Source organism: Streptomyces sp. NPDC020362 (assembly GCF_040642095.1).
Lineage (GTDB): Bacteria > Actinomycetota > Actinomycetes > Streptomycetales > Streptomycetaceae > Streptomyces.
Genome location: NZ_JBFAET010000150.1, coordinates 1 through 22,203, shown reverse-complemented (window position 1 = coordinate 22,203; position 22,203 = coordinate 1). Strand labels below are relative to the sequence as shown.

Here is a 22,203-nt window from a genome sequence, read left to right as displayed (position 1 = left end):
TTCTGCCTGCCCACCCGCCGGCCCGACCAGGTCGGCCGAGGAGCCGGGGTCCGCGGCACGGCCGGCTTCGAGGAGGCCGGCCGGACGGCAGCCGGCCGGTGGACCCCCGTGGCACCGGCCTCCCGCCCCGGCGGCCGGAGGCGAATTGCGGGCCAGTGGGTACCTGTTCACGCCTCCCGCAGCGCCTTGGCGACCGTGCCCTCACCGGTCACCGTGACCCGCCCGGCCCGGACGGCTTCCGGCAGCCGCACCTCCCCGCGGGCGACGGCCGCGCAGGTCCCGGCGTCCATGACGAGCCGTGCGTCCGCCACGCCGGGCGCGGGTCCGTCGCCGTAGACCGGCCCGTCCTCGGCGCCGACGCGCAGATGGAAGTCCCCCTCCTCCAGCCGGACTTCGACGAGCCCCTCGCCGTCCAGGGCACGCAGCAGGGGCAGCGCGAACCAGTGGGCGCGCACGGCGTCCGTGGGCCGCCGCTCGCCCAGTTCGGCCTGCCCCCACTCCCCCAGCGCCTGCAGTACCGGCAGCAACTGCCGCCCTCGCTCGGTGAGTTCATAGACGTAGGCGGCGCCCGGCGGGGGCAGCCGCCGCCGGGTGGTCAGCCCGTCGCGTTCCATGTCCTTCAGCCGTGAGGCGAGGACGTCCGTGCTCACCCCGGGCAGGTCCGCGTGCAGGTCCGTGTAGCGGCGGGGGCCGGCGAGCAGCTCCCGGACGATCAGCAGGGTCCAGCGGTCGCCGACGAGGTCGAGCGCACGGGCTGCGGAGCAGTACTGGTCGTAGCTTCGGCGAGGTGGCATGCGACGCAGTCTAGACGGGTTGTTGGACTTTCCAAGCTCTCACTTGGTAAAACCAAGCAACACGAGTTTCCGGAGGGGCGCAATGGAGTTCCGGCAGTCGAACAAGCTCAGCGAGGTCTGTTACGAGATCCGCGGCCCGGTGATCGAGCACGCCAACGCACTGGAGGAGGCGGGCCACAGCGTGCTGCGCCTGAACACCGGCAACCCCGCGCTGTTCGGCTTCGAGGCGCCCGAGGAGATCCTCCAGGACATGATCCGGATGCTCCCGCAGGCGCACGGCTACACGGACTCCCGTGGCGTCCTCTCGGCCCGCCGTGCGGTCGCCCAGCGCTACCAGAGCCTCGGCCTGGAGGTGGGCGTCGACGACGTGTTCCTCGGCAACGGCGTCTCGGAGCTGGTGTCCATGGCCGTGCAGGCGCTCGTCGAGGACGGTGACGAGATCCTGATCCCGGCGCCGGACTTCCCGCTCTGGACGGCGGTGACGACCCTGGCCGGCGGCAAGGCGGTCCACTACGTGTGCGACGAGCAGGCCGAGTGGAACCCCGACCTGGCCGACATGGCGTCGAAGATCACCGACCGCACCAAGGCCGTGGTCATCATCAACCCCAACAACCCCACCGGAGCGGTGTACCCGAAGGAGGTCGTGGAGGGCATCCTCGACCTGGCACGCCGCCACGGCCTGATGGTCTTCGCCGACGAGATCTACGACCAGATCCTGTACGACGACGCCGTCCACCACTCGGCCGCCTCCCTCGCCCCCGACCTGGTGGTCCTCACCTTCTGCGGCCTGTCGAAGACGTACCGGGTGGCGGGCTTCCGCTCCGGCTGGCTGGTCGTCACGGGTCCGAAGCAGCACGCAAAGGACTACCTGGAGGGCCTGACCATGCTGGCGTCCATGCGGCTGTGCGCCAACGCGCCCGCCCAGTACGCCATCCAGGCCGCCCTCGGCGGCCGCCAGTCCATCCGTGAACTCGCCGCGCCCGGCGGGCGGCTGTACGAGCAGCGGAACGTGGCCTGGGAGAAGCTCAACGAGATCCCGGGAGTGTCCTGCGTCAAGCCCAAGGGCGCGCTGTACGCCTTCCCGCGCCTGGACCCCAAGGTCCACCGGATCCACGACGACGAGAAGTTCGTCCTGGACCTCCTGCTGCGCGAGAAGATCCAGGTCGTGCAGGGCACGGGCTTCAACTGGCCGGCCCCCGACCACTTCCGCATCCTCACCCTGCCGCACGCGGAGGACCTGGAGGCGGCGATCGGGCGGATCGGGCGGTTCCTCGGCGGGTACCGGCAGTGACCGGGAGCCCCGGGCCGGGACCGGGCCGCCGACGCCACGGCCGGCGGCCCTGAGGCCTCACCCCGCGAGCCGGTCCAGTTCCTCGCCGATCGCCGCACGCAGGGCATCGTGGCGCGGACCGAGCACATGGGTGTCGTCGCCCCAGGTCTCCCGGGGGTACAACCACACGGGGAGACCCACGAGATCGGCCGGCTCCCACTCGTACCGGGGCCACACGTGTGCGTGCAGGAACGCGTCCGTGTTGCCGAGGATCTCCAGGTTCACCCGCCGGAACGCCGGGTCCAGCCGCCTGCAGGCACGCTCGACGGCCTCGCCGAGCCGGTCCATGCCGTCCAGGAAGCTCATCCGCCCGGCCTTCGGCAGGTCCGACAGCCGCCCCACGGCGGGGTCGTCCGCCAGCAGCACCGAGTACCCGGGCAGGAACTGGACGTCCCCGATCACCGCGAACCCCGCGTCCAGGCGCCGCAGCACCGTGGGGTTCTCCCCTCGAAGGGCACTGCCGATCCGGTCCTTGCGCCAGTTCTCCGTCATGGTCCGACCCTAGGAACTGCCCCGGACCACCCCGCATCCGGGGGCCTCGTGCGCCGCGGTGGAGCCTCCACGGCCGCGCCGTGCCGGGAACGGCCGACCGACGCCATCGGTCCTGCGGGGTGCGGCCGGGTGACGAACCGCACTCTGCACCGACCCCTGATCCTGCTCGATTCGCGACCGGCAGTCGCACACCCATGCGAAGATCATCTGGGTCCGCCGTCATCCGGCGGCGGGCACGACCAGGGGAATCCTCCGACGTCCACGGCGAAGACGCCCGTGTGCGCGCGTCCGACCAGCGCCGCGCCCACGGCCGCGCGTCCCCCTGGTCCGGCTTTCGTGCAACCAGGGGAATGTACGTGCTGTCGTACCGAAGAAGCCGGGCGGTCCTCACCGTCCTGTCCGTGGCGGTGCTCGGCCTCGCGGCTCCGGCCGCACAGGGCGCGTCGCCCGCACCGGCGGACCCGAAGGCGGACGCGCACACTGACACCGGCGCGGACGCGAAGGCGGGGAAGGAAGCCCGGGAAGCCGCCCGTTACTGGACGGCGCGGCGGATGGCGAACGCCCGGCCGCTGGACGAGGCCCGGTCGGCGCCGTCGGCGTCGGGCAGGCCGGGTTCGGCGGCGGCCGCGGCCAGGCCGACGGGCACGCAGTTCGGCGGGACCCCTCTCGTCGGAACGTTCTTCGGCTCGGGCGGACCGGGCGGCACCGCCTGGCACTGCACCGGCAGCGTGATCGCCACCGCGTCGAAGAACATCGTGCTCACCGCCGCCCACTGCGGGCTGAACATGCAGGGCGACTACGTCTTCGTCCCGAAGTTCCTCAAGGGAGCGAACCCCGACCGGCAGCCCTACGGCATCTTCCACGTCCAGCGCATCTTCACCGACCCCCGCTACGTCCCCGACCCGGGCCGGACGACCACCAAGAAGCCCTGGTCGGACCTGGACACCGCGTTCGCCCGGGTCTCGGCGAACCAGCAGGGCACCACCCTCCAGGACGCCGTGGCAGGCGGGCTGACCTTCACCCGGCCGTCCGGGTACACGAACAGGAACGTCACGGTGGTCGGCTACCCGTCGCAGGCGCACAACAGCGCCGGACGCGCCCTGAAGTGCACCGTGCCGACGAAGCAGCTCCCCGGGTACCGGCAGATGTCCATGACCTGCGGCGGCTACTACGGCGGTGTGTCCGGCAGCCCGTGGATCACCGACTACAAGGACGGAGCCACCACCGGCCACGTCATCGGCAACCTCGGCGGCTACAACGGCGGCGGCAACGACGCGAACGTCGACTACATCAGCTACGCCCCGGCGTTCGGAGCCGACGCCGCCGACCTCCTCGCCTGCGCCGTCGCGAACCGGCAGCCGCCGTCCGACCTGCCTCCGTACCCGGGGACCGCGGCCGGGCGACGGGGCGGAACGGGGCCCGGACAGCACTCCGACCTGCTGCTCCACCACGGCACCCGGCCGCCCGCCCACCAGTAGATTCCAGGGGGAACGATGCGAGCGACGACTTCTCCGGCCTCGGCCGTGTGCATCCTCGTCGCCGGACTGGCCCTGACGGCCTGCGGCACCACCGTCGAGGCGCACGACACGAGGCTGGGCAACTGCCGCACCGGTTCGCTGAAGTGGACGCTGGTCCTGCTCGGCAGGGACAGGGGCGACAGCCGGCACGGCGCGCGACTGACGGCCCTCAACAAGGGCCCGGACACCTGCGTGTTCGACGGCTACCCGGGCCTCGAGATCCACAACGGGAAGGCGGAGACCATCGACGGCGCCGGACACGGGCACCCCGCGTCGTTCCCGCTGGCCGCGCAGGCCTCGGTCGCCGTCGATGTGCACTACAGGCCGTCCGGCACGAAGGGCGCGGGCGTCTACTGCGTGCGCGACACCGAGGCCGTCGTCCGGGCGCCGCACGACACCGACCGCGCCGTGATCCCGGTCCGGGACCGGCACCGAAGGACCGTCGTGATGGACGCCTGCGGCGAAACCCTGTCCCTGGCACCACCGCGCCGCACGGCGCCGGGGAACTGAGGCGGCGGCCCGTCCGGCCCATTCCGCCCTGCGGGCCCCGGCCACTGTGTGGCACGGTGCCCTCAGGGCGAGCGTGCCCGGAAGGTGAGCGGGAAGGGCGCTGACGTGGGTGACCTCTTTCTCGTCCGGCACGGTGAGACCGAGTGGTCCCGGTCCGGACGCCACACCGGCTGGACCGACGTGCCCCTGACCGAGCACGGGCGGGAGGAGGCGCGCCGGCTGGTGCCGCTGATCCGCTCGCACCGGATCGGCGCCGCGTTCGTCAGCCCCCTGCAACGGGCCCGGGAGACCGCCGAACTCATCGGGATCGACGACGCCCGGATCGACGCCGACCTGCACGAATGGGACTACGGGGGCTACGAGGGCGTGACCACCGTGGAGATCCGGCGGACCATGCCCGACTGGTTCCTGTTCACGGACGGGGTGGCGCCGGGCCCGCCCGAGCACCCCGGTGAGAGCCCGGAGCAGGTCGGGGAGCGCGCCGACCGGATGCTCGGCAAGGTGGACGCCGCACTCGCCAACACCGAAGGGGTCGTCGTCCTGGTCGCCCACGGCCACTTCCTGCGCGTCCTGACCGCCCGTCGGCTCGGCCTGCCCCCGCAGCACGGCGCCCTCTTCCAGCTGGCGACGGGCTCACTGGGCCGCCTGGGCACCGAGCACGGGCGGCCGGTGGTGGCGGGGTGGAACATCCGGCCACCCGGCTGACCACGGGGGGAACAGGGCCCCGGCCCGTTGTCGGACCCCGGTCGTAGGCTTCGCATGAGCCGCCCCCTGGCGGTTCCTGGGCGCCGACGCACCGGAGGGAGCACGCCGTGACCCGACCGCCGACCGCCGCGCAGCGACGCGTGATCGACGCCGCCGACCCGGTCACCGGGCGGCTGCGCGGGACGGAGGCACAACTGGTCGCGCTGGTGAAGCGGGGCCTGGCCTTCCGGCATCCGCGGCCGCCGCACGATCACTTCCTCACCCCTGCGGGGCACCGGATACGCGAGGCGGTGCCCGAGGTCCCGGCCGGGCCGGCGCCGTCCGCCGGGGTCTTCGCGGCGCGCGTCGGCGGCGAGGGGGGCGAGGAGACAACCGCGTCCGGCCCGGCCCGGCTGCGGGAGGTGCACAGCGCCTGGCAGGGGCTGCTGGAGCTGCGCCGGATGACCAACCCCGGCGGGGCCACCGACCGCCCGTGCGGCTGGGAGCGGACGCATCTGGTGCGGGCCGCCGCGCTCGCCCTGGAGGCGGCCGGGCACCGGCCGGCGGGCCCGGACGGCGACGGCTACCGGGTGCGGGCGACCCCGCAGCCGGAGGCGGTCGCCGTGCACGGGCCGGACGAGGAGACCCTGCGGTCCTGTGCGGCCACGCTGGAGCGGGCGGGCTGGCAGGCCGGCGCGTACACCGAACCGCGCACCCGGGTCCGCTATCTGCTGGCCTCACCGCGCCGGGTGTGAACCGCGTGACAGGATCGGCGGACCGGAAGAATCGAACGCGAGAAGGGCAGACCGTGTCCGAACCGTTTTCCGTCCGAGTGACCGTCCGCGGCTACGAGACCGACGTGCAGGGTCATCTCAATCAGGCGGTGTACCTCAACTACGCCGAGCACGCCCGCTGGTCGTTGCTCCAGGCCGCCGGGGTGAGCCAGGCCGAACTCGTCGGCCGGGGCGTGGGCCCGGTGACGCTCGAGACGACGATCCGCTACCAGCGCGAGCTGCTCGCCGGTGACGAGGCCGACGTCACCTGTGCGTTCGAGTGGGGCAGCGGCAAGACCTTCCGGATCCTGCAGCAGATACGCAGGGCCGACGGCACAGTGGCCGCCGAGATCACCGCGGTGTGCGGCCTGATGGACCTGAAGGAGCGCAAGCTGCTCACCGACCCCGGGGAGGCGTTCAGGGAGCTGGCGAAGGACGTCGGCCACTTCGGTCTCTAGCCGGCCGCGGTTACTTCGACCTCCGGCCTACCGCGGTTGCTCCGGTCTCCGGCCTCCCGCGGGTACTTCGACCTCTGACCTCCCGCGGTTGCTCCGGTCTCCGGCCTCCCGCGGGCCTACGCGTCGAGCAGCTCGGGCTGGTGCTCGGCGTCGTAGGCCGCCCGTGCCTCGGCGATGTACACCCGGTTGTGCTCGGCCCAGTCGGTCAGCCGCTGCAGCGTCTCGTGCAACTCGTGGGCGACCGACGTGAGTTCGTACTCCACCTTCGGCGGGACCGTCGGGTGCACGGTCCGGGTGACCAGGCCGTCGCGCTCCAGGTTGCGCAGGGTCAGCGTGAGCATGCGGCGGCTGATGCCCTCGATGCCGCGCTCCAGCTCCGTGAAGCGGATGGGTCCCCCGGCGGCCGCGACGAGGATCTGCACGCTCCATTTGCCGGCCACCCTGTCAAGAACCTCACGGATGGGGCAGGCGTGCGCGTTCACTGCCTGGACGGTAACACCGGTGTTCCTCTGGGACATCCGACTGCCTCCTTACGCCGGCCTCCATGGTCACTCACGATGGACTCCGTTACAAATCGTGCACTCAGGTGCACATGAGGAACGGGGAGCCATGTCGACCGCGATCGAGAACAGTCCGTCACCGGCAACGGTGGCACCTTCACGAACATACCCCCGCTGGGCGTCCCTCGCCGTTCTGTGCGCGGGCACACTGATGACGGTCCTGGACGGCAACATCGTCACGGTGGCGATGCCGGCCATCCAGAACGACCTCGGCTTCAGTGGGCCCGGCCTCGCCTGGGTCGTGAACGCGTACCTGATCGCCTTCGGCGGGCTGCTCCTGCTGGTGGGCCGGCTCGGCGACCTGGTGGGCCGCAAGCGGATGTTCACCGCAGGGCTCGCCGTGTTCACCGCGGCCTCGGTGCTGTGCGGGACGGCGACCGGGCAGGGGGCGCTGATCGCCGCGCGGGCCCTGCAGGGGACGGGCGGGGCGATGACCTCGGCCGTGGTCCTCGGCATGCTGGTCGCCCTCTTCCCCGAACCACGGGAACAGGCCCGTGCCATCGCGGTGTTCAGCGCGGTCGGCGCGGCGGGCGGGGCGCTCGGCACCTTCCTCGGCGGCGCCCTCACCCAGGCCCTCAACTGGCACTGGATCTTCCTGATCAACCTGCCGATCGGTGTGGCCGCCTGGCTGGTGGCGGTGCGTGTCCTCGCCCCCGAGCGCGGGGCCGGGCTGGGCAGGGGCGCCGACTGTCCAGGGGCCGCGCTGGTCACGGGAGCGCTGATGCTCACGGTGTACGTCATCGTCGGCGCCGGGAACCGCTCAGTGGCCGCCACCCTGGTCCTGGCGGCCCTGGCGCTCGCCCTGTTCGCGGCTTTCACCCTGCGCCAGGCCCGGGCGGCCCGCCCGCTGCTGCGGCTGCGCCTGTTCCGCTCCCGCCTGCTGTCCGGTGCGAACGCCGTCCAGATGCTGATGATCGCCACGATGTACGGCTTCCAGTTCATCGGTGCGCTGTATCTGCAGCGGGTCCTCGGCTACGGCGAACTGGCGACCGGCACCGCCTTCCTTCCGGCTCCGATCGCCATCGGCCTGCTGATGCTGGGCCTGTCGGCACGGACCGTCGCCCGGTTCGGCGGACACCGGGTACTGGTGGCCGGCCTGGTACTGATCGCCGCCGGGATGGCCCTGCTGAGCCGCGCGCCCGCCGACGGCTCGTACCCCGTCGACGTGCTGCCGCCGCTGCTGTTGCTGTCCGCGGGATTCGCGGCGGCGATGCCCTCGCTGACCGGCCTGGCGATGTCGGGAGCGCGGGAGGAGGACGCCGGACTGGCGTCGGGTCTCTTCAACACCACGCAGGTGGTGGGCGGTTCGCTGGGCCTCGCGGCCCTGAGCGTGCTGGCCGCCGCCCGCACCGAGACCCTGCTCGGCCGCGGCGAGGATCTGATCCCGGCCACGGCCGCGGGGTACCGGCTGGGGTTCCGAGTGGCGACGGGCATCGCCGTGGTGGCGCTGGTGCTGGCGGCGGCGGTGCTGCGGCCGGACGACGAGTGAACGGCGCTCACCCGGCCGCGAACGCCTCCTTGTGGTCCTCGGCCCACTCGCGGAACGACCGGGCCGGCCGGCCCAGCACCTCCGGCACGTCATGGGTGACGAGCGCGTTGCGGCCGTCACGGACGTAGGCGACACCGGTCAGGACGCCCTCCGCCCGCACCTCGTCGAAACCCCAGGCGGAGCGGAGGAATTCACGGGTCTCGTCCCGCGACAGATCCCGTGTGCCGACCGGGCGGCCGAGGACCGAGGCGAGGACGGCGGCCTGCTCCGGGGCGCTGATCGCCTCGGGCCCGGTCAGGGTGTACGTCCGCCCCGCGTGCCGGCCGTCGAGCAGCGCCGACACCGCCACCTCGGCGATGTCGCGCGGGTCGATGACGCCCGACGCCCCGTCACCGGTCAGATTGGGCACCGGCTCGCCCCGGCGGACCGCCTCCGCCCAGCTCAGGGTGTTCGAGGCGAACGACGACGGCCGCAGGACCGTCCACTCGGCCCCGCTCGCCGCCACGGCCCGCTCACCGTCCGCGTGCCACGCGCCGGACGGACCGACCCCGGGCTCGCCCGTCCCGATGGCGGACAGTTTCACCAGCCGCCGCACACCCGCCGCACCGGCCGCACCGACCAGCGCCGTGTCGTGCCGCCCGGCGTCGGGGCCGGGCGGGTTCACCAGGAACGCGGCAGTCACCCCCGCCATCGCGCCCGTCAGGGAGTCCGGGTCGGAGTAGTCCCCGCGCACCGGCTCCACCCCGGAGGGCACCCGGGCCCTCGCCGGGTCGCGGGTCAGGGCGCGCACCTTCTCACCGCGCGCCGCGAGCTGTCGTACGACTTCACTGCCTGTGGTGCCCGTGGCACCCGTCACCAGAATCATGAGGTCCACGGTGGCCCGGGCGCGGTGCCCGTCTCTTGGAAATTCCGGCACGGTTCGCCCGGCCGGAAGGCGGCAGGGCGCCGTTACGGTGGAGGGGTGCCGAACGCCATCGCCGAACAGGCGCTCACCACGCCCGAGGTCCTGCGTCCCTGGGTCTCCGGGGTGCGGACCATGTCCCTCACCGACCGGCCCGAGGAGCCCTTCGTCCGCCTTCCCGCCGCGGTCACCAGGGTGGTGCTCCGGGTGGGTGCGGACGGGCAGCGCGACGTGCTCGTCGTCGGGCCGCGGGTACGCGCCTCGTACCACGAGGGCAAGGCCCACATCTCCTGTGTCGAGCTGCACCTCGCACCCGGCACGACCCGTCCCCTGCTGGGTGTCCCGGCCACGGAGCTGGTCGGCCGGGCGGTGCCGCTGCAGGCACTGCCGGGCGAAGCGGCCCGCCTGCTCGCGGCCGGGTTGCGGTGGCTGGACCCCCAGGAGGCCGTACCGCATCTGACCGAGACGCTGCCCGCACTGCTCTCGGCCGCCGCGGACCCGTCCCGCACGGCGCTCCTGCAGGCCGGAGTCGACGCCCTGTCGGTCCATCCGGACCGGGCACCCGCGCAGGTCCGTGACGTGGCGCGGGAACTCGCCGTCAGCGAGCGCCAGTTGCGCAACCTCTTCGCCGACGGCGTAGGCGTCTCCCCCAAGCACTTCGCCCGCATCGACCGCGTCCGCACGGTCATCACCCAGGCCGCGAACGCCCCCTGGTCCCGGCTCGCGGCCAGTACCGGCTACTACGACCAGTCGCACATGACGTCCGACTTCCGTGCCCTGATGGGCGTTCCGCCCCGCTCGTACTTCACCGGCCGGCTGCCCGCGGTCTCGCCCTGCCGGGCGAGCACCCGCCGGTGAATTCGGGTGCGTGGCGGGCCCCCGGCTGCCATGATCCGGTCCCATGTCCGCCCGACGCGTCAGGCCCAGCCGCTGCATCTCCGTCGACATCGAGGCCGACGGCCCGATCCCGGGGCCGTACTCCATGCTCAGCCTGGGCGCTGCCGTGGCCGGCACCCAGGACGCCGACGGCTTCACCCCGGCCGACCCCGAACAGCAGACCTTCTACCGCGAACTGCGTCCGATCTCCGACGAGTTCGTCCCCGAGGCGCTGGCCGTCAGCGGCCTGGACCGGGACCGGCTGAAGACCGAGGGCACCGAACCGGCAGCCGCCCTCGCGGACTTCACCTCCTGGGTCCGCGAGACGAGTGCGGGCGCCCAGCCGGTGATGTGCGGCTATCCGGCGTCGTACGACTGGACGTTCCTGTACTGGTACCTGATCCGCTTCACCGGCGAGAGCCCCTTCGGGCACTCGGGCTGCCTGGACATGAAGACGCTCTACGCCACCAAGGCGGGCCTGCCCCTGCGGGCGGTGGCGAAGGGCACGATGCCGAGGCACCTGCTGTCCGGGCGCCGTCACACGCACCACGCCCTGGACGACGCCGTCGAACAGGCCGAGCTGCTCGCCAACCTCATGGCGTGGCCTGGTCCCGACGCGTAGGCACCGGGACCTGGTTGAAGCCGTAGTACAGAGCGAGCAGGCCGTGCGCGGCCAGGGTCAGCGGCGCCGATACGAAGGCCAGGCCGACGGTCAGCGGATAGCCCAGGGAGCCGAGGGCGAAGCGGACCCGGGTGGCCCTGGCCGCCGGGACGTCCACACAGGCCTCGAAGAGGTGGCCGGTGCGGGTGAGGTGCCACCACAGGGCCTGGAAGGTGAGGGCCATCGCGACCATGACCAGGCTGTACACGGCGGCGGCCGCATGCGAGGCCGTGTCCTCGCGCAGGTACTCCGCGAGCATCGCGGTCGGCCAGGGCACCGCGGCCACCACCATGAGCAGCAGCAGATTCAGGAACATCAGTGTGCGGTCGACACGGGCGACATAGCTGAACACCTGGTGGTGGTTGACCCACATGATGCCGATGACCAGAAAGCTCACGACGTAGGCGGCGTACGAGGGCCACTGCGCGCCGAGCGCGTGCCACAGGCCCCCGTGTTCACCGGCCTCGGGCACCTTGATCTCCAGGATGAGCAGGGTGATGGCGATGGCGAAGACGCCGTCGCTGAAGGCCTCGACACGGCCGGATTCGTTCATGGCGTACTCCCCCGTCGACACACGCCGGTGTGCTGTGGTCACGTCCCGGCCAACCCCGGGACGCCACACCATTCTGGCCTCCGTCCCGCCGTCCCCGCCGCACCGTGCGCCACACCGTCCCGTCCAGCCGCAGCGCGAAGGCGATCTCCGCCCCGTGCTGGTCGATGGACCGAAGGACCCGACCCGGCCGGCCGCCGGGCGCGCACACCACGACGAGGCGGACGGCACCGACCGCTGCGCCGGGGCACGTCAGTTGTACGAGGCGCGGCTGATGTGGGGGAGCACTGCGCAGTTCCGGCCGGACGGCCGAGGCCGAGCGGGAGCCGTCTGCGCCGAAGGGTGATCCCGCCCGGTGGTGGGGCTGGTGACGGGGCAGCGGGCGGGGCCGCGAGGTGATCGCGGCCCCGCCGCGGCGTCAGTGTGCGGACGCCAGTTCCTCTCCCGCCTCCATCGGATGGGTCACGTCCTGCGCCTCCCGGCCCCTGCCGATGTGGTTGAAGACCAGGTTCAGCAGGACGGCCGCGACGCAGCCGGTGGAGATGCCGGAGTCGAGGACGATCCGCGCCGTCTGCGGGAAGGCGTGGTAGAAGTGCGGTGTCGTGATCGGGATGATGCCGACGGCCAGGGACACGGCCACGATGAGGACGTTGTTGTCCTTGTCCAGGCCCGCCCGCACCAGGGTCTGGATGCCGCTGGCCGCCACCGAACCGAACAGGACGACGCCCGCGCCGCCGAGCACCGGGCGCGGTACGACGGCGATCAGCGAGGCGGCCATCGGGCACAGGCCCATCAGGACCAGGAAGCCGCCGCCGGTGGCGACGACGTAGCGGCTGCGGATGCGGGTCATGGCAACCAGGCCGATGTTCTGCGCGAAGGCGCTGCACATGAAGCCGTTGAAGACGGGGCTGAGGGCCGAGCCGAGGGTGTCGGCACGCAGGCCCGCGGCGATGGTCCGCTCATCGGCGGGGCGCTCCACGATCTCGCCCAGTGCGAGCATGTCGGCGGTCGACTCGGTCATCGAGACCACCATCACCACGCACAGGGAGAGGATCGCGGCGAGGTGGAACTGCGGCGCACCGAAGTGGAACGGCGTCGGGAAGCCGACGACGTCCGCGTCGGCGACCGGTCCGAAGTCCGTGGCGCCGAAGGGAATCGCGAGGAGCGTGCCGATGACCAGGCCGAGCAGTACGGCGATCTGCTTGACGAAACCGCGGGTGAAGCGGCGCAGCAGCAGGACGATCAGGAGGGTCGCGGCCGCGAGGCCCAGGTTGGTGCCCGAACCGTAGTCGTGCGCCGCGGGATCGGGGCCCTGGGCCCAGCCGAAGGCGACCGGGAGCAGGGACACGCCGATGAGGGTGATCACGGAGCCGGTGACGACGGGCGGGAAGAAGCGGACGGCCCTGCTGAAGAAGGGGGCGGCTATGAAGCCGAGGAGGCCGGCGACGATGACCGCGCCGTAGATGACGGGCAGGGCGTCGGACCTGTGGTGTGCGGAGGCGACGATCGCGGTCATGGGGGCGACACCGGCGAAGGTGACGCCGTTGACGAACGGCAGCCGGGCGCCGATCTTCCAGAAGCCGAGGGTCTGCAGGAAGGTGGCGAGGCCCGCGGTGAACAGGCAGGCGCCGGTGAGGAAGGTGAGGTCGGTGCCGCTGAGGCCGACGGCGGCGCCGACGATCAGGGGCGGGGCGACGACCCCCGCGTACATGGCGGCCACGTGCTGCAGACCGGTGGTCGCCATCTTCAGGGCGGGGAGCTTCTCGTCAACGGGGTGGGACTCGTCGGGCTCGTGGGACTCGTCGAGCGGGTGGGGCTCGTCGACAGGGTGGGCGGACACGGGCGGCTCCTCCGGTCGGTTAGACACGTCGGCTCTGACGTGGGTTTCAGGGAGGTGGTGCGCGGTCGTGCGGGACCGGAGCCCTTCAGGGGGCCTGGGGACGGTGACCGTTCCGGGGCGCACGCTTGCACGCGCGCCCCGGAGACGGCCGCCATGGACCCCGCTCGGGTCCACGGCTGCCGACCGGGAGCCGTCCCTCCCGGCCGGAGTCCGGCGGTGGCTCAGGCCTGGGCGGCGATCCGCGCCAGGCGCTGGGCCTCGTCCCGCGTGGAGCGGGCGATGGCGTCCTCGTCGACCGTCAGCAGGCGGCCGTTCTCGACGATCTGACGTCCGTTGACGAAGGAGGCGGTGATCGGGGCCGCCGCGCCGAAGACCAGCGCGGTCACCGGGTCGGCGATGGAGGCGTGCGCGAGGGTGTCCAGCTTCCACAGCACCAGGTCGGCCAGCTTGCCGGCCTCCAGGGAGCCGGTCTCGGCCGCGCGGCCGAGCACCTGGGCGCCGCCGTATGTGCCCAGGCGCAGCGCCTGCCGGGCGTTGAGGGCGGCCTCCCGGTGGGCACCGAGACGGTTGATCAGCAGGGCGTTGCGCAGTTCGGTGTGGAGTTCACCGGACTCGTTGGAGGCGGTGCCGTCGACACCGAGGCCGACCGGGACACCGGCCTTCAGCATGTCGGGGACGCGGGCGATGCCGGCCGCGAGCCGGGCGTTGGAGGACGGGCAGTGCGCGACACCGGTCTTCGTCCGGCCGAAGGCGGCGATGTCGGAGTCGTTCATGTGGACGCAGTGCGCCATCCACACGTCCTCGCCCAGCCAGCCGGTGGACTCGAAGTAGTCGGTCGGGCCCATGCCGAACAGCTCGTGGCAGAACTTCTCCTCCTCCACGGTCTCCGAGCCGTGCGTGTGCAGCCGTACGCCGAGGCGGCGGGCCAGCTCGGCGCCCTGCCTGAGCAGTTCGGTGGAGACGGAGAAGGGCGAGCAGGGGGCGACGGCGACCTGGGTCATCGCGTCGAAGGAGGCGTCGTGGTGCTCCTTGACGGTGGCCTCGGTGGCGGTGAGCGCGCCCTCCAGGGTCTCGACGGCGAAGTCCGGGGGCAGGCCGCCGTCCTTCTCGCTGCGGTCCATGGAGCCGCGGGCCAGGGTGAAGCGGACACCCATCTCGCGGGCGGCGCGGATGACGGCGCCGGACAGGTCGCCGGAGCCCTGCGGGTAGACGTAGTGGTGGTCCATGGCGGTGGTGACGCCGCCTCGGGCCATCATCGCGAGCGAGCCCTGCGCCGCCGCGTACACCATCGGCTCGTCGATGCGCGCCCAGGTCGGGTACAGCGCGACCAGCCAGTTGAAGAGGTTGTGGTCCGTGGCCAGACCCCGGGTGATCCACTGGTAGAAGTGGTGGTGGGTGTTGACCAGACCCGGGGTCACGAGGTGCCCGGTGGCGTCGATACGTCGTACGACGCTCTCCAGGCCCTCGGGGGCCTTGCCCGCGCCGACCGCCTCGATGCGGTTGTCGGCGATGACCAGGTACCCGGAGGCGTACTCGGTGTCGTCGGCGTCGACGGTCGCGATCGAACAGTTCTCGATGACGATGCGCTGGGCTGCTGCCATGATTCGTCCTTTTCGCTCAGTGGACTGAAGAGGGAGGGCACGGCAGGACCCTAGGGAGTTTGAGTGCCGTGGCCGGGAACCTGAGCAGGTGCGTCGCCCCGGCCACGGGTGCCGAAAGTGGGGGTGATCAGAGGTTGGTGAGATCCACCGGGATCTTCGGCTCGCAGCCGTCCCGGAGGATGGTCGCCTCGATCAGGCCGTAGGGCCGGTCGGCGGCGAAGTACACCTCGTTGTCGTTCTTGAGCCCGAAGGGCTCCAGGTCGACGAGGAAGTGGTGCTTGTTCGGCAGTGAGAAGCGGACCTCGTCGATCTCGCTGCGGTTGTTGATGATGCGCGAGCCCATCTGGTACAGCGTCTGCTGCAGAGAGAGGGAGTAGGTCTCGGCGAAGGCCTGGAGCATGTGCTTCTTGACCTGCTCGTAGGACTTCTCCCAGTTGGGCATCTTCTGCTCGTCGTCAATCCAGTTGAACCGCCAGCGGCTGGAGACCTGGGTGGCCAGGATGCGGTCATAGGCCTCCTGGAGGGTCGTGTACTTGTCCTTGACGTAGCCCCAGAACTCGGAGTTGGTCGAGTTCATCACGACCAGGTCCTTCAGGCCGGAGATGACCTCCCACTTCTCACCGTCGTAGGTGATCTGGGTGAGTCGGGTCTCCTGGCCCTTGCGGACGAAGGAGTGCTTGACCTCGTCCGCGCCGATGAACTTGGAGTTGGCGTCGGAGGTCCCGATCCGCTCCCAGGCGTACTCCTCGATGCGGATCCGCGCGGTCTTGATCGGCTCCTGCGAGGTGACGAAGTGGCGGGCGAGGTGGATGCCGAACTGCTCGGCGGACTCGATGCCGTGCTCCTTGGCGAACGCGTACACCGTGTTCTTGGTGGTGTCGGTCGGCAGGACGTTGGCGTTGGAGCCCGAGTAGTGGACCTCTTCCATGTCGCCGCTCAGCGCCACGGAGACGTTGAGGTCCTTGATGTGGTGGGTGGCGCCGTCCCGCGTGATCTTTACGACTCGGTTCTCGGCCTTGCCGTACTGGTTCTGTCCCAGGATCGTGGGCATGTTTCTGCTAGCTCCCTCGGTAAACGGAGTAGCCGAACGGGTTGAGCAGCAGCGGCACGTGGTAATGCTCCCCGGGGTTCACGGCGAAGGTGATCGCCACCTCGGGGAAGAACACGGCACCGCTGTCCCGATTCGCGGGGGCGTCCTGCTGCGCATCGGCTTGCTTCTTCTCGAAATACGGTTCGACGGCGAAGTCGAGCCGTACGTGGGTGGTCCCCTCCGGCAGCGCCGGCAGGTCCTTGCACCGACCGTCGGCGTCGGTCGCGGAGCCGCCGAGCGCCTGCCAGTCCCCTCCCTGCCCGTAAGGGGCGCCCTGGCCGCTGCGGGCCGAGAGCCGGACGGCGACGCCCTCGGCGGGGCGGCCGACGGAGGTGTCCAGGATGTGCGTGGACACGGAGGCGGTGGTGCTGGTGCTCATGGTCTCAGGCGTCCTCTTCGACGAGTCGGGCCAGTCGGATGCGGTTGATCTTGCCCAGCTCGGTGCGGACGATCTCCCGCTCCTGCTCCGGCGCGTTGCCGATCCGCTCCTTGACCGCGTCCCGCATCTGCTCGCCGGTCCGGCCGGTGGCGCAGATGAGGAAGACGTGGCCGAACTTGTCCTGGTAGGCCAGGTTCAGTTCGAGCATCTCCGCCTTGAGCTCCTCGGAGGCTCCGGCCATGCCGCGCTGCTCCCGGGCGGAGGTCGGGTCGCCGGGCCTGGGGCGGCCGATCGGCGGGTGGCCGGCCATCGCCTCCTGAAGGTCCGCGGTGCCCAGCTCGGCCATGGCGGCGTCACTGGCGGCGTAGAGGTCGTCGGCACTGGCGTAGGGGCGGGCGGCGAGCAGCCGCCGGCCCCACTCGGTGGAGGCGCACGCCTCGTGGAGGGCGGCGAGGGCCGCGGCTTCCTCCAGGACGTTGAACCGGGCCAGGCCCGGGGGCGTGGAAGTCGTAGTCACGGGAGCCTCCGTGGCCGGAAACGGCCGTCGTGCTGAACGGGCTGCCGATAGCTAACGCCCTCGAAAACACCACGTCAACACTTTGTTGAAAATTCCGCGTAACAAGCCGGGGGAGGCACCCGGAGCCGTCAGGCGCCTTTCTCCCGGTTCAGATAGTTGTAGACCGTGAAGCGGCTGACACCCAGGGCGCTCGCCACGGTCTCCACTCCGTGCCGCACGGCGAAGGCGCCCCGCGCCTCCAGTATCCGCACGACCTCCTGCTTGGCCTTGCGGTCCAGGTCGGCCAGCGGCCTGCCCTGCCGGCGCTCCATGGCGGCGAGGATGTGGTCGAGGGAGTCGGCCAGCTGGGGCAGGCGCACGGCGACGACGTCGACGCCCTGCCAGGCGAGGACGACGTCCTCGGGGCCGGCCTCGTCGGGCGGCAGCATCTCCCCGCCCATGGCGTCGACCAGCGGTTTCACGGCCGTGATGAAGGGCTCGTCCCCGGTCATCCATCCCCCTCCCCGATCACGTTGACCTGGAGCGAGACCCGGGTGGCACCGGCCTCCAGGGCCTTGCGCAGCAGCGCGTCGACGGCGGTGAGCACGCTGTCGGCGCCCCCTTCGGCCGTGTTCCCGAACGGGCCGACGTCGACGGCGTCCAGTTCCGCGGCCTGGATGACCTCCCGCGCCACCAGGGCGTGCGCGGGCGCCTCGTCGAGGTCGAAGGGTTCGGTCGTGAACTCCACTCTCAATCGCACGCGCACAACCTAACGCGCGGTACGGGCTTTCGGGCAGCCCTGCCCGGCCCGTGGTCGCACCGGCGGCCGACCCCCCTTGACAAGCGGCGACACACGACGGCAATCTTCCATTACGCAGAAACGAACTTCCGCATTACGGAATCTCAACCACGGAAGGGAGCGCGGCCCGAATGGGATTCGCAGACCAGCGCTTCAACGTCAACCTGTCGATCCTCTTCACGGAACTCCCGCTCCTGGAGCGTCCCGCGGCCGCCGCCGCGGCGGGCTTCACCGCGGTCGAGCTGTGGTGGCCCTGGGTCGACTCCCCCACCCCCGAGCAGTCCGAGCTCGACGCCCTGAAGAAGGCGCTCGAGGACGCGGGCGTCCAGCTCACCGGGCTGAACTTCTACGCCGGACAGCTGCCGGGCCCGGACCGCGGCGCCCTGTCGATCCCGGGCGTGGAGTCGGAGAAGTTCCGCGCCAACATCGACGTGGCCGCGGACTTCGCGGCCTCCCTCGGCTGCAAGGCGCTCAACGCGCTGTACGGCAACCGGGTCGAGGGCGTGGACCCGGCCGAGCAGGACGCGCTCGCCCTGGAGAACCTCGCCCTCGCGGCCCGGGCGGCCGACCGGGTCGGCGCGATCATTCTGATCGAGGCCCTGAACCAGCCCGAGTCGCCGAAGTGCCCGATCGTGAGCGCGCCCAAGGCGATCGAGATCGTGGACAAGGTCAACGAGGCCACCGGCCTCGGGAACGCGAAGTTCCTGATGGACCTGTACCACCTGTCCATGAACGGCGAGGACCTGCCGTCGGTGATCGAGCAGTACGCGGCGAAGACCGGGCACGTCCAGATCGCCGACAACCCGGGCCGCGGCGCCCCCGGGACGGGTTCGCTGCCGCTGGAGCAGCTGCTCGACCAGCTGAAGAAGACCGGTTACGACGGCTGGGTCGGCCTGGAGTACAAGGCCGGCGACCGCCCGAGCGCCGAGTCCTTCGAGTGGCTCCCGCGCGAAGCGCGCTGAACGCGCCGAACCCCCGACTTTGCAGAGCAGTCAGAGAGGCACCCCCATCATGAGCAACCTCCCCAAGATCGCCTGGATCGGCCTCGGCATCATGGGCTCCCCCATGTCCGAGAACCTGATCAAGGCGGGTTACGACGTCACCGGCTTCACCCTGGAGCAGGACAAGCTGGACCGCCTGGCCGCCGCCGGCGGCACCGTGGCCGGCTCGATCGCCGAGGCCGTGCGCGAGGCCGACGTGGTCATCACGATGGTGCCCGCGTCCCCGCACGTCGAGGCCATCTCCTACGGCCCCGACGGCATCCTGGAGAACGCCAGGCAGGGCGCCCTGCTGATCGACATGTCCTCGATCACCCCGCAGACCTCGATCGACCTGGCCGCGGCCGCCGGGGACAAGGGCATCCGCGTCCTCGACGCCCCCGTCTCCGGCGGTGAGGCCGGCGCCGTCGAGGCCGTACTGTCGATCATGGTCGGCGGCGAGCAGGCCGACTTCGACATCGCCAAGCCGATCTTCGAGTCCCTCGGCAGGACGATCGTGCTGTGCGGCCCCCACGGCTCCGGCCAGACCGTGAAGGCGGCCAACCAGCTGATCGTCGCCGTGAACATCCAGGCCTGCGCCGAGGCCGTGGTCTTCCTGGAGAAGTCGGGCGTCAACCTGCAGGCCGCGCTGGACGTCCTCAACGGCGGCCTCGCGGGCTCGACCGTGCTGACGCGCAAGAAGGACAACTTCCTCAAGCGCGACTTCAAGCCGGGCTTCCGCATCGACCTGCACCACAAGGACATGGGCATCGTCACCGACGCCGCCCGCAACGTCGGCGCCGCCCTGCCGGTCGGTGCCGTGGTCGCCCAGCTGGTCGCCTCGCTGCGCGCCCAGGGCGACGGCGGCCTGGACCACTCGGCCCTGCTGCGGGCCGTGGAGCGCCTGTCCGGCGCCCAGGTCTGACGGCCCCTTGAGACTTCCGGGCCGCGGTGCCGCTGACACCTGTCCTGTCGCGCCCAGGCGTCACCGCGGCCCGGAATCAGATTCAACAAACTGTTGACGTCTCGTCCACCCAAATCTAGGCTCACGCCAGCGGAAGCTCCATAAAGCGGAAATCCCTTTCCAAAGTTTCCGAAGATTCCCGCTGCCCCCTCGCACGGAAGGTCCACGATGTCGAAGCGCGTGCTCACGACAGAGTCCGGCGCACCGGTCGCCGACAACCAGAACTCCGCCTCCGCCGGCGTCGGCGGCCCGCTCCTGCTCCAGGACCAGCACCTCCTGGAGAAGCTCGCCCGGTTCAACCGTGAGCGGATCCCGGAGCGTGTGGTGCACGCCCGTGGCTCCGGTGCGTACGGCCACTTCGAGGTGACGGACGACGTCACCGGCTACACCCACGCCGACTTCCTGAGCACGATAGGCAAGCGCACCGAGGTGTTCCTGCGCTTCTCCACGGTCGCCGACTCCCTCGGTGGTGCGGACGCGGTGCGCGACCCGCGCGGCTTCGCGGTGAAGTTCTACACCGAAGAGGGCAACTACGACCTCGTCGGCAACAACACCCCGGTGTTCTTCATCAAGGACCCGATCAAGTTCCCCGACTTCATCCACTCGCAGAAGCGGGACCCGTTCACCGGCAAGCAGGAGCCGGACAACGTCTGGGACTTCTGGGCCCACGCCCCCGAGGCCACGCACCAGATCACCTGGCTGATGGGCGACCGCGGCATCCCGGCGTCGTACCGGCACATGAACGGCTACGGCTCGCACACCTACCAGTGGACCAACGCCCAGGGCGAGGCCTTCTTCGTCAAGTACCACTTCAAGACGAACCAGGGCATCCGCAGCCTGTCCGCCGAGCAGGGCGCCGAGCTGGCGGGCAAGGACCCCAACTCGCACCAGACGGACCTGCTGCAGGCCATCGAGCGCGGTGTGCACCCGTCCTGGACCCTGCACGTCCAGATCATGCCGGCGGCCGAGGCGGCCGACTACCGCTTCAACCCGTTCGACCTGACCAAGGTGTGGCCGCACAAGGACTACCCGCTGCAGCGGGTCGGCCGCCTGGTGCTGGACCGCAACCCGGACAACGTCTTCGCCGAGGTCGAGCAGGCCGCGTTCTCCCCGAACAACTTCGTTCCGGGCATCGGCCCCTCCCCCGACAAGATGCTCCAGGGCCGCCTGTTCGCCTACGCGGACGCGCACCGCTACCGTCTGGGCGTCAACCACACCCAGCTGGCCGTCAACGCCCCGAAGGCGACGACCGCGCAGAACTACGGCCGTGACGGCTTCATGGCGGCCAACGCCCAGGGCCGCCACGCCAAGAACTACGAGCCAAACTCCTACGACGGCCCGGTGGAGACCGGCCGCCCGCTGTCGGCCCCGCTCGCGGTCTCCGGGCACACCGGCGCCCACGAGGCCCCGCTGCACACCAAGGACGACGCCTTCTACCAGGCGGGCGAGCTGTACCGGCTGATGTCCGACGAGGAGAAGCAGCGTCTGGTCGCGAACATCGCCGGCGGCCTCTCGCAGGTCTCCCGCGACGACGTGATCGAGAAGAACCTGGCTCACTTCCACGCCGCCGACCCCGAGTACGGCAAGCGCGTGGAGGAGGCGGTCCGCGCCCTGCGCGAGGACTGAGCCCACGGGCAGCGTCCGGGATCCGGCGGGGAGGCCGGTCCCCGGACGCGTACGACCCGCAGCCGAGCGATCCGGATGAGGGGTGATCGCCCGGTGCGCGGGCAGGGCGAGGACCGCGGCGGCGTGCGAGCCAGTGCGGTGGTGAAGGATCCGGGTCCCTTCTCGACCAGAGGGAAAGGGTTCCCGGTTCCGTCGCATCCGCCGCGGTCCCCAGCCACAACCTCCTTCAGAGAGGTCGCCGACCCCGTCCGGCGGCGCGAATGTCCTGTCGCGCCCAGCCTCGCGCCGTCGGACGGCCAGCACACGACACCGAAGCGCCCCCCTTTCCAGGGAGGGCGCTTCGTGCTGTCCCGGGGCGGCTCCGGCGTGCGCGAGCGCCCCCTGCGCAGGACGCTGAAGCCATGGGCAATCCGACGCAGTACCCGCACATCGTGGTCCACGCTCCGGCCCTGGACGGCTCCCGGCGTGTCACCGAAGGGGAGATCACCCTGGGTCTGGCCTCCCACCTGGACGACGTCATCGAGATCCTGCGGCTGGCCGATCTGGACCGGATCGAGGTCGAGGAGAGCGATCTCATCGAATGGCAGGGCGGCGGGCCGGACGACTGGCCGGGCCTGTCCGAGCACGAGGTCTAGGGCCGGTCCGCCGCACCGTCCCCGGCGACCCCGCGTACGGCGGCGGTCGTACGCGGCCTACGCAACCCTCAAATCAACCTCTGAACACCGCCGAGGGGGCCCCGGCCGCCCCCGGAGTCGGGCACAGTACCCACACACGGGATCCGCCGGCACGGGGGCGGCGGACCCCGCACGTACTGGACACCCCCGGGCGGGGCCCGC

25 protein-coding genes are annotated in these 22,203 nt (G+C 71.4%); 13 read left to right on the top strand and 12 right to left on the bottom strand.

The genetic code is table 11. The features are described 5' to 3' along the window. Positions 1-167: 167 nt before the first annotated feature. Positions 168-794 (bottom strand): helix-turn-helix domain-containing protein, encoded by a 627-nt coding sequence (locus AB0H32_RS35235; RefSeq protein WP_361129450.1) that lies wholly within the window; start codon positions 792-794, stop codon positions 168-170. Positions 795-876: 82 nt separating this feature from the next. Here AB0H32_RS35235 and AB0H32_RS35230 point away from each other — a divergent pair, with 82 nt between their 5' ends. Further along, positions 877-2,085, top strand: a complete 1,209-nt coding sequence (locus tag AB0H32_RS35230) for a pyridoxal phosphate-dependent aminotransferase (RefSeq protein WP_361129447.1) — start codon at positions 877-879, stop codon at positions 2,083-2,085. Positions 2,086-2,142: 57 nt separating this feature from the next. Here AB0H32_RS35230 and AB0H32_RS35225 read toward each other — a convergent pair whose 3' ends face one another. After that, on the bottom strand, positions 2,143-2,616 hold the full coding sequence (locus AB0H32_RS35225) for a diadenosine tetraphosphate hydrolase (RefSeq protein WP_361129444.1): 474 nt from the start codon (positions 2,614-2,616) through the stop codon (positions 2,143-2,145). A 350-nt stretch (positions 2,617-2,966) separates the two neighbouring features. On the opposite strand from AB0H32_RS35225, the gene AB0H32_RS35220 reads away from it, so the two are divergent. The 5 genes from AB0H32_RS35220 (at position 2,967) to AB0H32_RS35200 (ending at position 6,558) form a co-directional block, all read left to right on the top strand. Next, positions 2,967-4,094 carry a trypsin-like serine protease gene (locus tag AB0H32_RS35220; RefSeq protein ID WP_361129441.1) on the top strand — a complete coding sequence of 376 codons (1,128 nt, stop codon included), beginning with the start codon at positions 2,967-2,969 and terminating at the stop codon, positions 4,092-4,094. A 15-nt stretch (positions 4,095-4,109) separates the two neighbouring features. Next, positions 4,110-4,643 (top strand): DUF4232 domain-containing protein, encoded by a 534-nt coding sequence (locus AB0H32_RS35215; RefSeq protein ID WP_361129439.1) that lies wholly within the window; start codon positions 4,110-4,112, stop codon positions 4,641-4,643. Between the two features lie 105 nt (positions 4,644-4,748). Next, positions 4,749-5,348 carry a histidine phosphatase family protein gene (locus AB0H32_RS35210; protein WP_361129436.1) on the top strand — a complete coding sequence of 200 codons (600 nt, stop codon included), beginning with the start codon at positions 4,749-4,751 and terminating at the stop codon, positions 5,346-5,348. A 107-nt stretch (positions 5,349-5,455) separates the two neighbouring features. After that, positions 5,456-6,082, top strand: coding sequence for a hypothetical protein (locus tag AB0H32_RS35205; RefSeq protein WP_361129433.1), 627 nt, complete (start codon positions 5,456-5,458; stop codon positions 6,080-6,082). Between the two features lie 53 nt (positions 6,083-6,135). After that, complete coding sequence (locus AB0H32_RS35200; RefSeq protein ID WP_361129430.1) at positions 6,136-6,558, top strand: acyl-CoA thioesterase; 423 nt, start codon at positions 6,136-6,138, stop codon at positions 6,556-6,558. 116 nt (positions 6,559-6,674) lie between these two features. Here AB0H32_RS35200 and AB0H32_RS35195 read toward each other — a convergent pair whose 3' ends face one another. Further along, positions 6,675-7,076 carry a helix-turn-helix domain-containing protein gene (locus AB0H32_RS35195; protein ID WP_361129427.1) on the bottom strand — a complete coding sequence of 134 codons (402 nt, stop codon included), beginning with the start codon at positions 7,074-7,076 and terminating at the stop codon, positions 6,675-6,677. 91 nt (positions 7,077-7,167) lie between these two features. On the opposite strand from AB0H32_RS35195, the gene AB0H32_RS35190 reads away from it, so the two are divergent. After that, the gene (locus tag AB0H32_RS35190; protein ID WP_361129424.1) at positions 7,168-8,607 is read left to right on the top strand and encodes an MFS transporter; all 1,440 of its coding nucleotides are present in this window, start codon (positions 7,168-7,170) and stop codon (positions 8,605-8,607) included. 7 nt (positions 8,608-8,614) lie between these two features. Here the strand turns inward: AB0H32_RS35190 and AB0H32_RS35185 are convergent, their stop codons facing one another. Further along, the gene (locus AB0H32_RS35185; RefSeq protein WP_361129421.1) at positions 8,615-9,481 is read right to left on the bottom strand and encodes an SDR family oxidoreductase; all 867 of its coding nucleotides are present in this window, start codon (positions 9,479-9,481) and stop codon (positions 8,615-8,617) included. An 87-nt stretch (positions 9,482-9,568) separates the two neighbouring features. Between AB0H32_RS35185 and AB0H32_RS35180 the strand changes: the two genes are divergently transcribed. Next, a complete protein-coding gene (locus AB0H32_RS35180; protein WP_361129418.1) occupies positions 9,569-10,366 on the top strand; it encodes an AraC family transcriptional regulator in 798 nt (265 codons plus the stop codon). 43 nt (positions 10,367-10,409) lie between these two features. After that, entirely contained in the window at positions 10,410-11,006 is a 597-nt protein-coding gene (locus AB0H32_RS35175; RefSeq protein WP_361129415.1) for a 3'-5' exoribonuclease, read from the top strand. Here AB0H32_RS35175 and AB0H32_RS35170 read toward each other — a convergent pair. From AB0H32_RS35170 to AB0H32_RS35135, 8 genes are all read right to left on the bottom strand, one after another. Then, positions 10,978-11,598 (bottom strand): TMEM175 family protein, encoded by a 621-nt coding sequence (locus tag AB0H32_RS35170; protein WP_361129412.1) that lies wholly within the window; start codon positions 11,596-11,598, stop codon positions 10,978-10,980. The genes AB0H32_RS35175 and AB0H32_RS35170 overlap by 29 nt on opposite strands. 415 nt (positions 11,599-12,013) lie before the next feature. Next, a complete protein-coding gene (locus tag AB0H32_RS35165; RefSeq protein ID WP_361129453.1) occupies positions 12,014-13,339 on the bottom strand; it encodes a nucleobase:cation symporter-2 family protein in 1,326 nt (441 codons plus the stop codon). A 317-nt stretch (positions 13,340-13,656) separates the two neighbouring features. Beyond that, positions 13,657-15,036: an 8-oxoguanine deaminase gene (locus AB0H32_RS35160; protein WP_361129409.1), complete on the bottom strand. Its 1,380-nt coding sequence runs from the start codon at positions 15,034-15,036 to the stop codon at positions 13,657-13,659. A 127-nt stretch (positions 15,037-15,163) separates the two neighbouring features. Next, a complete protein-coding gene (pucL, locus tag AB0H32_RS35155; RefSeq protein WP_361129407.1) occupies positions 15,164-16,087 on the bottom strand; it encodes a factor-independent urate hydroxylase in 924 nt (307 codons plus the stop codon). Positions 16,088-16,094: 7 nt separating this feature from the next. Continuing rightward, positions 16,095-16,505 (bottom strand): hydroxyisourate hydrolase, encoded by a 411-nt coding sequence (uraH, locus tag AB0H32_RS35150; protein WP_361129404.1) that lies wholly within the window; start codon positions 16,503-16,505, stop codon positions 16,095-16,097. 4 nt (positions 16,506-16,509) lie between these two features. Continuing rightward, positions 16,510-17,022 (bottom strand): 2-oxo-4-hydroxy-4-carboxy-5-ureidoimidazoline decarboxylase, encoded by a 513-nt coding sequence (uraD, locus tag AB0H32_RS35145; RefSeq protein ID WP_361129401.1) that lies wholly within the window; start codon positions 17,020-17,022, stop codon positions 16,510-16,512. A 128-nt stretch (positions 17,023-17,150) separates the two neighbouring features. Then, positions 17,151-17,513, bottom strand: coding sequence for a helix-turn-helix domain-containing protein (locus AB0H32_RS35140; protein WP_361129398.1), 363 nt, complete (start codon positions 17,511-17,513; stop codon positions 17,151-17,153). Continuing rightward, positions 17,510-17,761: a hypothetical protein gene (locus tag AB0H32_RS35135; RefSeq protein ID WP_361129395.1), complete on the bottom strand. Its 252-nt coding sequence runs from the start codon at positions 17,759-17,761 to the stop codon at positions 17,510-17,512. Before AB0H32_RS35135 ends, AB0H32_RS35140 begins: the two co-directional genes overlap by 4 nt. A 170-nt stretch (positions 17,762-17,931) precedes the next feature. Here AB0H32_RS35135 and AB0H32_RS35130 point away from each other — a divergent pair, with 170 nt between their 5' ends. The 4 genes from AB0H32_RS35130 to AB0H32_RS35115 all read left to right on the top strand — a co-directional run bounded on the left by AB0H32_RS35130 (position 17,932) and on the right by AB0H32_RS35115 (position 22,002). Further along, positions 17,932-18,762: a TIM barrel protein gene (locus AB0H32_RS35130; RefSeq protein ID WP_361129392.1), complete on the top strand. Its 831-nt coding sequence runs from the start codon at positions 17,932-17,934 to the stop codon at positions 18,760-18,762. 49 nt (positions 18,763-18,811) lie between these two features. Further along, positions 18,812-19,702, top strand: coding sequence for a 2-hydroxy-3-oxopropionate reductase (locus AB0H32_RS35125; RefSeq protein ID WP_361129390.1), 891 nt, complete (start codon positions 18,812-18,814; stop codon positions 19,700-19,702). 207 nt (positions 19,703-19,909) lie between these two features. Beyond that, a complete protein-coding gene (locus tag AB0H32_RS35120; RefSeq protein ID WP_361129387.1) occupies positions 19,910-21,367 on the top strand; it encodes a catalase in 1,458 nt (485 codons plus the stop codon). 401 nt (positions 21,368-21,768) lie between these two features. Continuing rightward, positions 21,769-22,002 (top strand): hypothetical protein, encoded by a 234-nt coding sequence (locus AB0H32_RS35115; RefSeq protein ID WP_361129384.1) that lies wholly within the window; start codon positions 21,769-21,771, stop codon positions 22,000-22,002. Positions 22,003-22,203 lie beyond the last annotated feature (201 nt).

Coding starts and splice junctions, on each gene's coding strand:
- uraH (WP_361129404.1), bottom strand. CDS start 16,505: ATGAGCACCAGCACCACCGCCTCCGTGTCCACGCACATCCTGGACACC.
- AB0H32_RS35140 (WP_361129398.1), bottom strand. CDS start 17,513: ATGACCGGGGACGAGCCCTTCATCACGGCCGTGAAACCGCTGGTCGAC.
- AB0H32_RS35120 (WP_361129387.1), top strand. CDS start 19,910: ATGTCGAAGCGCGTGCTCACGACAGAGTCCGGCGCACCGGTCGCCGAC.
- AB0H32_RS35235 (WP_361129450.1), bottom strand. CDS start 794: ATGCCACCTCGCCGAAGCTACGACCAGTACTGCTCCGCAGCCCGTGCG.
- AB0H32_RS35115 (WP_361129384.1), top strand. CDS start 21,769: ATGGGCAATCCGACGCAGTACCCGCACATCGTGGTCCACGCTCCGGCC.
- AB0H32_RS35170 (WP_361129412.1), bottom strand. CDS start 11,598: ATGAACGAATCCGGCCGTGTCGAGGCCTTCAGCGACGGCGTCTTCGCC.
- AB0H32_RS35160 (WP_361129409.1), bottom strand. CDS start 15,036: ATGGCAGCAGCCCAGCGCATCGTCATCGAGAACTGTTCGATCGCGACC.
- AB0H32_RS35175 (WP_361129415.1), top strand. CDS start 10,410: ATGTCCGCCCGACGCGTCAGGCCCAGCCGCTGCATCTCCGTCGACATC.
- AB0H32_RS35195 (WP_361129427.1), bottom strand. CDS start 7,076: ATGTCCCAGAGGAACACCGGTGTTACCGTCCAGGCAGTGAACGCGCAC.
- AB0H32_RS35215 (WP_361129439.1), top strand. CDS start 4,110: ATGCGAGCGACGACTTCTCCGGCCTCGGCCGTGTGCATCCTCGTCGCC.
- AB0H32_RS35130 (WP_361129392.1), top strand. CDS start 17,932: ATGGGATTCGCAGACCAGCGCTTCAACGTCAACCTGTCGATCCTCTTC.
- AB0H32_RS35125 (WP_361129390.1), top strand. CDS start 18,812: ATGAGCAACCTCCCCAAGATCGCCTGGATCGGCCTCGGCATCATGGGC.
- AB0H32_RS35220 (WP_361129441.1), top strand. CDS start 2,967: ATGTACGTGCTGTCGTACCGAAGAAGCCGGGCGGTCCTCACCGTCCTG.
- AB0H32_RS35190 (WP_361129424.1), top strand. CDS start 7,168: ATGTCGACCGCGATCGAGAACAGTCCGTCACCGGCAACGGTGGCACCT.
- AB0H32_RS35225 (WP_361129444.1), bottom strand. CDS start 2,616: ATGACGGAGAACTGGCGCAAGGACCGGATCGGCAGTGCCCTTCGAGGG.
- AB0H32_RS35165 (WP_361129453.1), bottom strand. CDS start 13,339: ATGGCGACCACCGGTCTGCAGCACGTGGCCGCCATGTACGCGGGGGTC.
- AB0H32_RS35230 (WP_361129447.1), top strand. CDS start 877: ATGGAGTTCCGGCAGTCGAACAAGCTCAGCGAGGTCTGTTACGAGATC.
- pucL (WP_361129407.1), bottom strand. CDS start 16,087: ATGCCCACGATCCTGGGACAGAACCAGTACGGCAAGGCCGAGAACCGA.